Genomic DNA, 11,932 nt, shown 5'->3' on the forward strand with positions numbered 1-11,932 from the left:
TCGTCCGGCCGCACGTCGGCCCCGGTCAGTAGACTGGCAGCATGTCCGAACCGTCGATCTTCACGCGCATCCTCAACGGCGACATCCCGGGTGAGATCCTGCTGGACACCGAGCGGGTCTTCGCGATCCGCGACATCGACCCGCAGGCGCCGCTGCACGTCCTCGTCATCCCCAAGACCGAGGAGTACCGCGACGTCACCGAGCTCGCCGCCGGCGATCCGACGCTCCTCGCTGAGATGGTCGCGGCCGCGAAGCAGCTCGCCGACGAGCACGCCAACGGCGAGTACCGTCTGATCTTCAACAACGGCGCGAGCGCCGCCCAGTCCGTCTTCCACGTGCACGCCCATGTGCTCGGCAACATCGAGGAGAACAAGCTCGTTGGCTTCTGACGACGACAACACCACCGACCGCAGCGTCACCGAGCGCGTCTACGCCGACGGCGTCGCCATGGTGCAGCTGCTCGGTCCCCAGGACCGTCTGCTCCGGATGCTCGAGAAAGAGCACCGCGACGTGCAGGTGCTCGTACGAGGCAACGAGATCACCCTGACGGGCGCTCCGGATGCCGTGGCGAGCGCCAAGAGCCTCGTCGACGAACTGCTGACCATGACGAAGGCGGGGCACGACCTCGCGCCGAGCGACGTCTCCAGCTCGGCGCGCATGCTGCGATGCGACGGCGGGCCCCGCCCGAGCGAGGTGCTGGGAGAGGCGATCCTCTCCACGCGCGGCAAGGTCATCCGGCCCAAGACCCTCGGACAGAAGGAGTACGTCGACGCGATCGACGAGAACACCATCGTGTTCGGCATCGGTCCCGCGGGAACGGGCAAGACCTACCTCGCGATGGCGAAGGCCGTGCAGGCGCTGCAGCGCAAGGAGGTCACGCGCATCATCCTGACGCGTCCCGCCGTCGAGGCGGGGGAGCGGCTCGGGTTCCTTCCCGGCACGCTCACCGACAAGATCGATCCGTACCTGCGCCCGCTGTACGACGCGCTCAACGAGATGATGGACCCGGAGATCGTCCCCCGCCTCATGGCGACGGGCACGATCGAGGTCGCGCCGCTCGCCTACATGCGCGGCCGGACGCTCAACGACTCGTTCGTCGTGCTCGACGAGGCGCAGAACACGACGCCCGAGCAGATGAAGATGTTCCTCACCCGGCTGGGTTTCGGCACGCGGATGGTCGTCACCGGCGACATCACCCAGGTCGACCTGCCGCAGGGCGCCTCGGGTCTCCGGCTGGTCACGCGTGTGCTCGACGGGATCGACGACATCCACTTCGCCCGCCTCACCAGCGATGACGTCGTGCGCCACTCCCTCGTCGGCCGCATCGTCGACGCGTACAGCGAGTACGACGAGCGCCGCACGGCGCAGAGGCACGAGCGCGAGCAGGCGGCGGAGTTCGCCAACCGCGCGGAGCGCCGCGGCGCCCAGCGCCCCGGGCCCCGTGATCGGATGCCGAAACGAGGCCTCTCCTGATGAGACGAACACTGGTCCTGATGAAACGAGCACGGGCATGATCGAGATCAACAACGAGTCGGCGATCGACGTCGACGAGACGGTGCTGCAGCGCCTCACCGACCACAACCTCGCGCAGCTGCACGTCAGCCCGGACGCGGAGGTCGCCATCGTCCTCGTCGACGAGGGCGCCATGGAGGCCCTGCACGTGCAGTGGATGGACGAGCCCGGCCCGACCGACGTGCTCAGCTTTCCGATGGACGAGCTGCGCCCGGGAACCGAGGACCGACCGACGGCCCCCGGTCTGCTCGGCGACATCGTGCTGTGCCCGCAGGTCGCCGAGACCCAGGCTCAGGCCGCCGGCCACTCGCTGATGGACGAGCTCATCCTGCTCACCACGCACGGCCTGCTGCACCTGCTCGGCTTCGATCACGCCGAGCCCGACGAGGAGCGTGAGATGTTCGGCCTGCAGAAGGAGCTCATCCAGAGCTTCGCCGCCGCCGAACGCCGACGATGACCGCAGCTCTCCTGCTCGCCGGCGCGGTCCTGCTCGTCGCCTTCGGCGGTCTGATGGCCGCGATCGACGCCGCCTTCGGGGTCACGTCGCGAACGGACCTCGAGGAGATGGCCGCCGAGGGGCGGAACACGAAGCAGCTCGCGCGCATCGCCGCCGACCCCGACGCGCACGTCAACTCCGTCGCGTTCATCCGCGTGCTCGCGGAGGTGACGGCCGCCGTGCTCGTCACGGTCGCGTTCACGATCCTCATCGAGAACAACTGGCTCGCGATGCTCGCCGCCGCCGTGCTGATGACCGGCATCACCTTCGTGCTCGTCGGCGCCAGTCCGCGCTCCTTCGGTCGCCAGCACGCGGAGGGGATGCTGCGTGCCAACGCTCCGATCGTGCGCGGTCTGCGCATCATCCTCGGACCGCTGGCGCACGGACTCGTGGTTCTCGGCAACCGCGTGACGCCGGGCCGTGGGCGCAGCTCGTTCACCTCGGAGGAGCAGCTGCTCAGCATGGTCGACGAGGCCGCCTCGAACGACCTCATCGAGGCGGACGACCGCGACCTCATCCACTCCGTCTTCGACTTCACCGACCAGTTCGTGCGCGCGGTCATGGTCCCGCGTACCGAGATGGTCACCGTCGACGCCACCGCCACCACCGACGAGGCGATGACGCTCTTCCTGCAGCGCGGGGTGTCGCGGATGCCGGTGGTCGACGATGAGGCCGACGACGTCGTCGGAGTGCTGTACCTCAAGGACCTCGTCCAGTTCGCCTACCGCGACGAGAACGCCTGGCGCGCGGCATCCATCCGTCCCATCTCACGCCCGGCGACCTTCGTCCCCGAGTCGATGCGCGCCGAGACCCTCCTGCAGCAGATGAAGCGGGATGCCGTGCATGTCTGCCTCGTGATCGACGAGCACGGCGGGATCTCGGGACTCATCACCCTCGAGGACCTGATCGAGGAGCTCGTCGGCGAGATCTCCGACGAGTACGATCAGGTGTCGACGGAGGTCGTCGAACTCGGCGAGGGACGGTATCGCGTCAGCTCCCGGCTCTCGCTGGAAGACGTCGGCGACCTGTTCGGTCTCGAGCTCGAGGACGAGGATGTAGATTCCATCGGCGGACTGCTCGGCAAGGTGCTCGGACAGGTGCCCCAGCCAGGGGCGACCGCCACGGTCGACGGGCTCGTGCTGACCGGCGGCGCCTCTCGTGGGCGCGGGCGCGGGATCGCGACGGTGTTCGTCGAGAGGGCCGCTCCGACGACGGAGACATCAGATCCTGAGGGAGACCGAAACGATGAGTGACAAGACGCGGAGCGGGTTCGTGACGTTCGTCGGGCGTCCGAACGTCGGCAAGTCGACGCTCACCAACGCCCTAGTCGGCGAGAAGATCGCCATCACGAGCGAGAAGCCACAGACCACGCGGCGGGCGATCCGCGGCATCGTCAACCGGCCGGACGGGCAGCTGGTGATCGTCGACACCCCCGGCATCCACAAGCCGCGCACGCTGCTGGGCGAGCGGCTGAACGACCTCGTCGAGCAGGTGCTGGGCGACGTCGACGTGATCGGCTTCTGCGTCCCCGCCACCGAGAAGGTCGGCCCCGGCGATCGCCGCATCGCCGCGTCGCTCGACGGCTATCCGCGGGCGAAGAAGATCGCGATCGTCACCAAGACCGATGCGGCGTCCCGCGACGAGATCACCGAGCGGCTCATGGAAGCCGACGCCCTCCGCGAGGACTGGCACGCCGTGATCCCGCTCTCGGCGCTCACGCGCGACCAGCTCGGCGTGCTCTCCGACGAGATCCTCTCGCTCATGCCGAAGGGGCCCGCCCTCTATCCCGACGACATCACCACCGACGAGTCCGACGAGGATCGCATCGCGGAGATCATCCGCGAGGCGGCGCTCGAGGGCGTGCGCGATGAGTTGCCGCACTCCATCGCGGTCGTGATCGACGACGTGGCGCCCCGCGAGGACTCCGACCTCACCGACGTCCATGCGTCGATCGTGGTCGAGCGCGACAGTCAGAAGGCCATCATCATCGGTCGCAAGGGGGCGCGTCTGCGCGACGTCGGAGCCCGCGCCCGCGCCGGCATCGAGGAGCTCCTCGGCCGGCGGGTCTTCCTCGGCCTCCACGTCAAGGTCGCCAAGGAATGGCAGCGGGACCCGAAGCAGCTCGGTCGCCTCGGATTCTGAGACACGTCGATCGTCGGAGGGACCATGTCGGAGGCTGCATCGTGACTCGCGCACACCACTGGATGGCGACCGCACCGGGTGAGCCGGATGAGTGGCAGTTCGTCGAATACGAGGTGCCCGACCCCCGCGAAGGCGAGATCACGGTGCGCGTGCGCGCGGCCGGTGTCAACCCCGCCGACGCCAAGCACGTCGCCTCGCCGCGGTCGGGCGTGGAGTTCCCGGTGGCGATCGGCTACGAGATATCCGGCGACATCGTCGCGATGGGTCCGAACACGCGTATCGGTTCGGGAGAGGCACGCGTCGGCGACGAGATCGTGGCATTCCGTGTGCGCGGCGGTTACGCCGAGGCCGTCACGATCCCGGCCGAGAAGGCCTTCCGCAAGCCCACGACGCTGACCCATGCGGAGGCCGCGAATCTGCTGCTCGCAGGCACGACCGCCGCGGAGATGCTCTGGGTGACGGGCGTCGCACCCGGTGAGACCATCGTGCTGCACGGTGCATCCGGCGCGGTCGGCGTGAGCGTGCTGCAGCAGGCCGCGCTGCGCGGCGTCCGAGTGATCGGCACGGCGAGTGCGGCGCGGGCCGACGTGGTGCGGGCGTTCGGGGGAGTGCCGGTGGAGTACGGCCCCGGGCTCGCCGACCGCGTCCGGGATCTCGCGGGCGGCGCCGTCGCCGCAGCCCTCGACGCCGTCGGCACGGACGAGGCCGTCGACGTCTCGCTCCAGCTCGTCGACGATCGCCGACGCATCGTGACGATCGCGGCGTTCGGACGCGCGGAGAGCGAGGGCATCATCGCGATCGCCGGCTCGATGCCCGAGAGCGCTCGGTTCCGCGACGAGGTGCGTCCGGACCTCATCGCCCTCGCTCAGAGCGGCGACCTCGTCGTGCCCGTGGCGAACACCTTCCCCCTGGCCGAGGCGCTGGCAGCGCTGGACTTCCTCGCGGGCGGACACCCGGGAGGGAAGCTCGCGCTCATCCCCTGAGCGGGAGCGGATGCGGCATCCCGGCGCAGCACCCGGTCGAACCGGCGCCGGTGCCCTGCTAGCATGGCCGCATGCCTTTCGGCGGTCTGCTTCTTCTTAGCTGCCGCGACGAGTCCTGAGAGCTAGGGCCTTCCTCGTCGCGGCGCTCGTGTTGGCCCGAACACATTCCTGACGAGAGAAGAAGCCCCTCATGAAGAACACTCAGCGCCCGTCGTCGATGCCGATCCACAAGTACCGGCCCTTCCACGAGCAGATCTCGGTGCACCTGCCCGACCGCACGTGGCCGGACGCTCGCATCACCGAAGCGCCCCGCTGGTGCGCCGTCGACCTCCGGGACGGCAACCAGGCGCTCATCGATCCGATGTCGCCCGAGCGCAAGCGGGTGATGTTCGAGCTGCTGGTCAGCATGGGCTACAAGGAGATCGAGGTCGGGTTCCCCTCGGCGAGCCAGACCGATTTCGACTTCGTCCGCCAGTTGATCGAAGAGAACCTGATCCCCGACGACGTCACCATCCAGGTGCTGACCCAGGCGCGCGAGCACCTGATCGAGCGCACGTACGAGGCGATCTCCGGCGCCAAGCAGGCGATCGTGCACCTGTACAACTCCACCAGCGTGCTGCAGCGCGAGGTCGTGTTCCGCACCGACAAGCAGGGCATCATCGACATCGCGCTCGAGGGCGCGCGGCTGTGCCGGAAGTTCGAGAAGACGATCCCCGACACGAAGGTCTACTACGAGTACTCGCCCGAGAGCTACACCGGCACCGAGCTCGAGTTCGCGGTCGACGTCTGCAACCAGGTGATCGAGATCTTCGAGCCGACACCCGACCGCAAGGTCATCATCAACCTGCCCGCGACCGTCGAGATGGCGACGCCGAACGTCTACGCCGACTCGATCGAGTGGATGAGCCGTCACCTGAACCACCGCGAGAACGTCATCCTCTCGCTGCACCCGCACAACGACCGCGGCACGGCGATCGCGGCCGCGGAGCTCGGCTACATGGCCGGCGCCGACCGCATCGAGGGATGCCTGTTCGGCAACGGCGAGCGCACCGGGAACGTCGATCTCGTCGCGCTGGGCATCAACATGTTCACGCAGGGCATCGACCCGCAGATCGACTTCAGTGACATCGACCAGGTCAAGCGCACGGTGGAGTACTGCAACCAGCTGCCCGTCCCGGAGCGCAGCCCCTGGGCCGGCGACCTCGTGTTCACCGCGTTCAGCGGATCGCACCAGGATGCGATCAAGAAGGGCTTCGAGGCCATGGCCGCCGAAGCGGAGGCGAAGGGCGTCTCGGTCGACGAGATCGAGTGGGCGGTGCCGTATCTGCCCGTCGACCCGAAGGATCTGGGCCGCTCGTACGAAGCGGTCATCCGCGTGAACTCCCAGTCCGGAAAGGGTGGCGTCGCCTACCTGCTCAAGGCGGATCACGCGATCGACCTGCCCCGCAAGCTGCAGATCGAGTTCTCGGGCGTCGTGCAGGCGAAGACGGATGCCGAGGGCGGCGAGGTCACGAGCGAGCAGATCTGGTCGGTCTTCACCGACGAGTACCTGCCGGCCGACGACGAGGCCGCCAAGTGGGGGCGCTTCGAGCTGCTGGCGACGCAGACCCGCAGCGACATGTCCGGCGAGGTCGTCCTCGATGTGGAGCTGCGCGACGACGACGAGCGCATCTCGGTCACCGGCTCGGGCAACGGTCCGGTCGCCGCGTTCGTCGAGGTGCTGCGCGCCCAGGGCTTCGACATCACCGTCTACGACTACGTGGAGCACGCTCTCAGCGCCGGCGGTGACGCCCAGGCGGCCGCCTACGTCGAGCTGCAGGTCGGCGATCAGCGCCTGTGGGGCGTCGGTATCGACGGCGACATCTCGACGGCATCCCTCAAGGCGATCGTGTCGGGCGTGAACCGCTCGATCCGCAGCCGCCAGCACGAGCTCGCCGCGGTCTGATCCGTCGTTCGGTCGGCACCTGCTGCGGGAATCCACGCAGGATTCCCGCAGCGGGTGCCACATCACCGCGCCGTCATCGGGTCAGGTCCACTGCACGAGCTGCCAGATGATGCCGTTCGCGTCGGCGAACTGACAGTAGCGCTCACCCCACGGCTCGGTTTCGGGTGGCGTCACCACCCGAGCCCCGGAATCGGCGATCCTCGTGTACTCGGTGTCGAGGTCATCGACCACGAAGGCGAGGAGCAGGCCCTCGCGCGCGGATCCGGCGATCTCCGCCGGACGGAACGTCGGCAGTCCCGTCTGAAGGAAGATCAGGTTCGTGGACGAATCGGGATGCTGCAACGACGCGAAGCCGTCTGCAGCCATCGCCTCTTCGTATCCGAAGTGCGTCTTCGCGAAGTCGGCGGACGCCCCGACGTCGGGGACGTTGAGCGACACGGCGGTTCGGCTGATCTTCATGAGCTCTCCTGTCTAAACTATGTACAACGTACGATGTTAACGAGGTAGAGGCGAGGATATTCCCGATGTCGCGAGACCTTCTGGCACTGCTCTGGAGACACAGCGATGCGGTCGAGCCGCCGCGGCGCGGACCTCGGTCTCGCCATTCCACCGACGACGTCGTGGCGTCAGCGATGGCCCTCGCCGACGCGGGCGGTCTGGAGGCCGTGACGATGCGAGCCATCGCGCAGTCCATCGGCATGCCCACCATGTCGACATACACCTACGCGAACAGCCGCGACGATCTCCTCGTACTCATGGCCGACGAGGCCAACGCCGAACTCGGCACAGCCCCGGAATTCGCCGGGGAGTGGCGCTCCCGCGTGCGGACGCTCGCCGAGGAGAACCTGCGGATGTTCCGCAGGCACGGCTGGATGCTGGACATCGACGACCCGCGAACGGTGCTCGGTCCCGGGACGATCGCGAAGTACGACCGCGAACTCCACGCGTTCGACGGGATGGACCTCGATCCGGTGCGTCGAGACGCCGCGCTCACGTTCGTGCTCGGATTCGTGCGATCCACAGCATCTCGAGCGGCCGAACATCGCCGGAGTGCCGAGTTCGGGGAGGGGTGGATGCTCATCGCCGACCGTCTCGCGTCGCGCCTCGGTGCCGCGCACCCGCTCGCCCAGGAGGTGGGCAGCGCCGTCGGTGCCGCCGCGAACGCGCCGTACGACGGAGATGCGGCCTGGGATTTCGGTCTCGATCGGGTGATCGACGGGCTCGCTGCGGTCAGTCGCCGGGCTTGACGATCGGGATGACGCCGGTCTCCGCTGCCACCTTGCGGCGGTAGAGGCGGCGCTGCTCGGGAAGCGACACGTCGAAGCTCACCGCGAGCACTCGGATCACGGCGGTGACGGCGATGCCGATGACGGCGGCGAGGGGGATCGACATGCCGAGGGCGTGCGCTATCACGATGAACGCCGAGCCTCCTCCGGCCGCGACCGCGTAGAGCGAGCCGACGTGCATGATCGCGGTCGGCAGCCCCATGAGCATGTCGCGCAGCACGCTGCCGCCGACTGCCGCGCACACGCCGATGAACACGGCGGGCACCTCGGGGATGCCGAGGGCGAGGGCCTTGCTCGTGCCGAACGCTCCGAACATCCCGATCACGACGGCATCCAGGCCGACGATGACCTTGTTGAGGCGCGTGAAGAGACCGGCGAGCAGCATCCCGAAGAGCGCGGCGCCCGTCGCCGTGACGAGGTACCACTGGTTCTGCAGTGTCGCGGGGGTCTGGCCCAGCAGGATGTCGCGGATGAGACCGCCGCCCATGCCGATCATGATGCCGATGATCGCTACCCCGAGCCAGTCGAGCCGCCGCTGCCCCTGGAAGCCGGAGGCGAAGAGCGCTCCCTGCACCCCGCCGAGCCCGACGCCGAGCAGATCCGCCCAGAACGGAATGATGAAGAGCGGTTCGGTCACCCGTCCATTGTCGCGCACGGAGGATAATCGAGGGGTGCCCACCTACCGAGACGAAGCAGTGATCCTGCGCACCCACAAGCTGGGTGAGGCGGACCGCATCGTCACCATGCTGTCGCGGCGCCACGGGAAGGTGCGCGCCGTGGCGAAGGGCGTGCGGCGGACATCGTCGAAGTTCGGATCCCGGCTCGAGCCGTTCATGGTCGCCGACGTGCAGCTGTACGAAGGCCGCTCGCTCGACATCGTGCAGCAGGCCGAGTCGCTGGGCTCCTACGGAGCGGACATCGCCGCGCACTACGACCGGTTCACCTCGGCGAACGCCATGGTCGAGACCGCCGACCGTCTGAGCGAGTCCGAGGCGACCCCTGAGCAGTATCTGCTGCTCGTCGGCGGACTGCGGGCCCTCTCCCGCGGAGAGCACTCGCCCCGCAGCATCCTGGATTCCTATCTGCTCCGCGTCATGGCTCTGTCTGGCTGGGCCCCGTCGCTGACCGACTGCGCCCGCTGCGGCATGCCCGGTCCGCACACGACGTTCGTCGCACAGCTCGGCGGAGTGGTGTGCCGCAACGACGCGCCCGCGGGCAGTCCTCGCGTCGCCGAGAGCACACTGAGCTTGCTCCGGTCGCTCATGGCGGGGGAGTGGGACGTCATCGACGCTGCGTCCGGGCAGGAGACGTCGGCCGCCTCCGGGCTCATCGCCGCCTACGCCCAGTGGCATCTCGAGCGCGGCATCCGCTCGCTCGCCCACGTGACCGACGATTCCCGAGAAGGAGCCCGGTGAGCCCCAAGCCCTACACGCACAAGGATGCCGTGGCCTACCGTCCGCTCGATTGGACGGGGCTCTACCCGCCGCAGTTCCCCGCGGTGCCGGAGCACGTCGCGATCGTCATGGACGGCAACGGCCGCTGGGCGAACCGCCGAGGCCTCAACCGCATCGAGGGGCACAAGGCGGGCGAGGAGGTGCTGCTCGACGTGGTCGCCGGCGCCATCCAGGCGGGGGTGAAGCACCTGTCGGTGTACGCCTTCTCGACCGAGAACTGGGCGCGCTCGCCCGAGGAGGTGCGCTTCCTCATGGGGTACAACCGCGACGTGCTGCACCGCCGGCGCGACCAGCTCAACGAGTGGAACGTGCGCATCCGCTGGGCCGGACGCAAGCCGCGCCTGTGGGGCAGCGTCATCACGGAGCTGCAGCGCGCGGAGGAGCTCACGAAGACGAACACGGGGCTGACGCTCACGATGTGCGTGAACTACGGCGGACGGGTCGAGCTCGTCGACGCCATGCGGTCGATCGCCGCCGACGTCGCCGCCGGTCGGGTCAAGCCGAACGCGATCAGCGAGAAGATGATCCGCCGGCACCTCTACGTGCCGCACATGCCCGACGTCGATCTGTTCCTACGCAGTTCGGGGGAGCAGCGGACGTCGAACTTCCTCCTGTGGGAGTCGGCCTACGCCGAGATGGTGTTCCTCGACACGCTCTGGCCGGACTTCTCCCGCGAGGAGCTGTGGCGCGCGATCGGCATCTACCTGTCGCGCGACCGACGTTTCGGCGGGGCCGTCGACACGCCGGACGCTCCGGCCTGAGTCCGTAGCCAGCGCTCAGCCTCGCGCGGATGGCGCAGGCGCACGATGGTCAGGTGCGGGAACGCGACCTCGGCCTCCGGCATCCGCTCGGTCCATTTGTGCAGGGTCATGGTCTGCCAGGCGACGATGTTCTCTTCGGGATCCCCGCTGAACATGCGCCAGATCGGCTTCTCGACGTTGCCGTTCCACATCTTCGTGCGAAGGATGCTGCGGCTCAGCGTGCGCCGCAGCAGTCGCGCCCGAACGACGCGGAACGGGTAGTCGAGCCAGACCACGAGGTCGGCGCGCGGAGCGAGGATCTCGTCGGTGCCCTTGCTCGTGTACTGCCACTCGGTCACCCAGAGCTCTTCGGAGGCGAACGCGCGGACGTCATCGAGGAACGACGGCCGCGGCGTCCAGTTCTCGCCGTGGAACAGGCCGTCGATCTCGGTGTGCCGGAGGTTCCAGAGCGCGGCGATGCGCCGGGAGAGAGTCGTCTTCCCCGATCCGGTGACGCCGGCGACCAGCACGCGACGCGGCGTTCGGGGGAGCGGATCGTCGGCGGAGAGCATCCGAGAATCCTACCGATCGGAATAGCGCCGCCGACGATGCGGTTGGATGACAGTGTGACTGAACCCATCTCGATCGACATCTGGTCCGACATCGCCTGCCCGTGGTGCTACATCGGCAAGCGCAATCTCGAGAAGGGGCTCGAAGCCGTCGCAGGCGATGACGACGTGCCCCAGGTGAACATCACCTTCCACTCGTTCGAGCTCTCGCCCGACACCCCCGTCGACTTCGACGGCGACGAGATCGACTTCCTCTCCGGACACAAGGGCATGCCTCGGGAGCAGGTCGAGCAGATGCTCTCGCACGTCACCGGTGTCGCGGAGAACGCAGGTCTGCAGTATCGCTTCGATCTGCTGCAGCACACCAACACGGTCAAGGCCCACGAGCTCCTCCACTTCGCGAAGGCGAACGACCTGCAGCACGAGATGGAGGAGCGGCTCATGTCCGCGTACTTCACCGAGGGCAAGCACGTCGGCCGTGTCGACGACCTCGTCGAGCTCGCGGTCGAGGTCGGCCTCGATGCCGATCAGGCGCGCGAGGCGCTGGAGAGTTCCCGCCACCTGCAGGACGTGCGCCAGGACCAGGCGCAGGCGCAGGCCTACGGCATCCAGGGCGTCCCGTTCTTCGTCATCGACGGCCAGTACGGCATCAGCGGGGCGCAACCGCCCGCTGCCTTCGAGAACGTGCTACGCGATCTCTGGGCCAAGCGCGGTGAGACCGAGGAAGACGCGGCAGCCGTCCAGGCCTGAACCGGTCAGCCTCCGGTCGTGGGGGGGGGGGGGGGGGCCGGCGCCCCCCCCCCCC

Annotated in this window: 14 protein-coding genes; 11 read left to right on the forward strand and 3 right to left on the reverse strand. The window is 68.4% G+C overall.

Features of this window, described 5'->3' with window-relative positions; all coding sequences use genetic code 11:
• The first annotated feature begins 41 nt into the window (after positions 1 to 41).
• The 7 genes from RAC81_RS16845 to leuA all read left to right on the forward strand — a co-directional run bounded on the left by RAC81_RS16845 (position 42) and on the right by leuA (position 7,078).
• On the forward strand, positions 42 to 389 hold the full coding sequence (locus tag RAC81_RS16845; RefSeq protein WP_375083427.1) for an HIT domain-containing protein: 348 nt from the start codon (positions 42 to 44) through the stop codon (positions 387 to 389).
• Positions 390 to 447: 58 nt separating this feature from the next.
• Positions 448 to 1,473, forward strand: a complete 1,026-nt coding sequence (locus RAC81_RS16850; RefSeq protein WP_375083435.1) for a PhoH family protein — start codon at positions 448 to 450, stop codon at positions 1,471 to 1,473.
• A gap of 37 nt (positions 1,474 to 1,510) precedes the next feature.
• Complete coding sequence (gene ybeY, locus RAC81_RS16855; protein ID WP_096715539.1) at positions 1,511 to 1,969, forward strand: rRNA maturation RNase YbeY; 459 nt, start codon at positions 1,511 to 1,513, stop codon at positions 1,967 to 1,969.
• Positions 1,966 to 3,261, forward strand: coding sequence for a hemolysin family protein (locus RAC81_RS16860; protein WP_375083428.1), 1,296 nt, complete (start codon positions 1,966 to 1,968; stop codon positions 3,259 to 3,261). The genes ybeY and RAC81_RS16860 overlap by 4 nt, the downstream gene beginning before the upstream one ends.
• The gene (gene era, locus RAC81_RS16865) at positions 3,254 to 4,150 is read left to right on the forward strand and encodes a GTPase Era (RefSeq protein ID WP_251588134.1); all 897 of its coding nucleotides are present in this window, start codon (positions 3,254 to 3,256) and stop codon (positions 4,148 to 4,150) included. The genes RAC81_RS16860 and era overlap by 8 nt, the downstream gene beginning before the upstream one ends.
• 62 nt (positions 4,151 to 4,212) lie before the next feature.
• Positions 4,213 to 5,133 (forward strand): zinc-binding alcohol dehydrogenase family protein, encoded by a 921-nt coding sequence (locus RAC81_RS16870; RefSeq protein WP_375083436.1) that lies wholly within the window; start codon positions 4,213 to 4,215, stop codon positions 5,131 to 5,133.
• 190 nt (positions 5,134 to 5,323) lie between these two features.
• Positions 5,324 to 7,078, forward strand: coding sequence for a 2-isopropylmalate synthase (gene leuA / locus RAC81_RS16875; protein WP_375083429.1), 1,755 nt, complete (start codon positions 5,324 to 5,326; stop codon positions 7,076 to 7,078).
• 81 nt (positions 7,079 to 7,159) lie between these two features.
• Here leuA and RAC81_RS16880 read toward each other — a convergent pair whose 3' ends face one another.
• Positions 7,160 to 7,537 (reverse strand): VOC family protein, encoded by a 378-nt coding sequence (locus tag RAC81_RS16880; RefSeq protein ID WP_375083430.1) that lies wholly within the window; start codon positions 7,535 to 7,537, stop codon positions 7,160 to 7,162.
• 65 nt (positions 7,538 to 7,602) lie between these two features.
• Between RAC81_RS16880 and RAC81_RS16885 the strand changes: the two genes are divergently transcribed.
• Positions 7,603 to 8,325, forward strand: coding sequence for a TetR/AcrR family transcriptional regulator (locus tag RAC81_RS16885; protein WP_375083431.1), 723 nt, complete (start codon positions 7,603 to 7,605; stop codon positions 8,323 to 8,325).
• Here the strand turns inward: RAC81_RS16885 and RAC81_RS16890 are convergent.
• Positions 8,309 to 9,001: a trimeric intracellular cation channel family protein gene (locus RAC81_RS16890; RefSeq protein WP_096715532.1), complete on the reverse strand. Its 693-nt coding sequence runs from the start codon at positions 8,999 to 9,001 to the stop codon at positions 8,309 to 8,311. The two genes, RAC81_RS16885 and RAC81_RS16890, sit on opposite strands and share 17 nt — an antisense overlap.
• 34 nt (positions 9,002 to 9,035) lie before the next feature.
• Between RAC81_RS16890 and recO the strand changes: the two genes are divergently transcribed.
• Together recO and RAC81_RS16900 are read left to right on the forward strand one after the other, a co-directional pair.
• Positions 9,036 to 9,779, forward strand: a complete 744-nt coding sequence (gene recO / locus RAC81_RS16895) for a DNA repair protein RecO (RefSeq protein ID WP_096715531.1) — start codon at positions 9,036 to 9,038, stop codon at positions 9,777 to 9,779.
• Positions 9,776 to 10,579: an isoprenyl transferase gene (locus tag RAC81_RS16900; RefSeq protein WP_375083432.1), complete on the forward strand. Its 804-nt coding sequence runs from the start codon at positions 9,776 to 9,778 to the stop codon at positions 10,577 to 10,579. Before recO ends, RAC81_RS16900 begins: the two co-directional genes overlap by 4 nt.
• Here the strand turns inward: RAC81_RS16900 and RAC81_RS16905 are convergent.
• Positions 10,519 to 11,130, reverse strand: a complete 612-nt coding sequence (locus RAC81_RS16905) for an AAA family ATPase (protein WP_375083433.1) — start codon at positions 11,128 to 11,130, stop codon at positions 10,519 to 10,521. The two genes, RAC81_RS16900 and RAC81_RS16905, sit on opposite strands and share 61 nt — an antisense overlap.
• Positions 11,131 to 11,184: 54 nt before the next feature.
• On the opposite strand from RAC81_RS16905, the gene RAC81_RS16910 reads away from it, so the two are divergent.
• Positions 11,185 to 11,877, forward strand: a complete 693-nt coding sequence (locus tag RAC81_RS16910) for a DsbA family protein (protein WP_375083434.1) — start codon at positions 11,185 to 11,187, stop codon at positions 11,875 to 11,877.
• The last annotated feature ends 55 nt before the right edge of the window (positions 11,878 to 11,932 follow it).

Source organism: Microbacterium sp. CR_7, from assembly GCF_041954755.1.
In the GTDB taxonomy this organism is placed as follows: Bacteria; Actinomycetota; Actinomycetes; order Actinomycetales; family Microbacteriaceae; genus Microbacterium.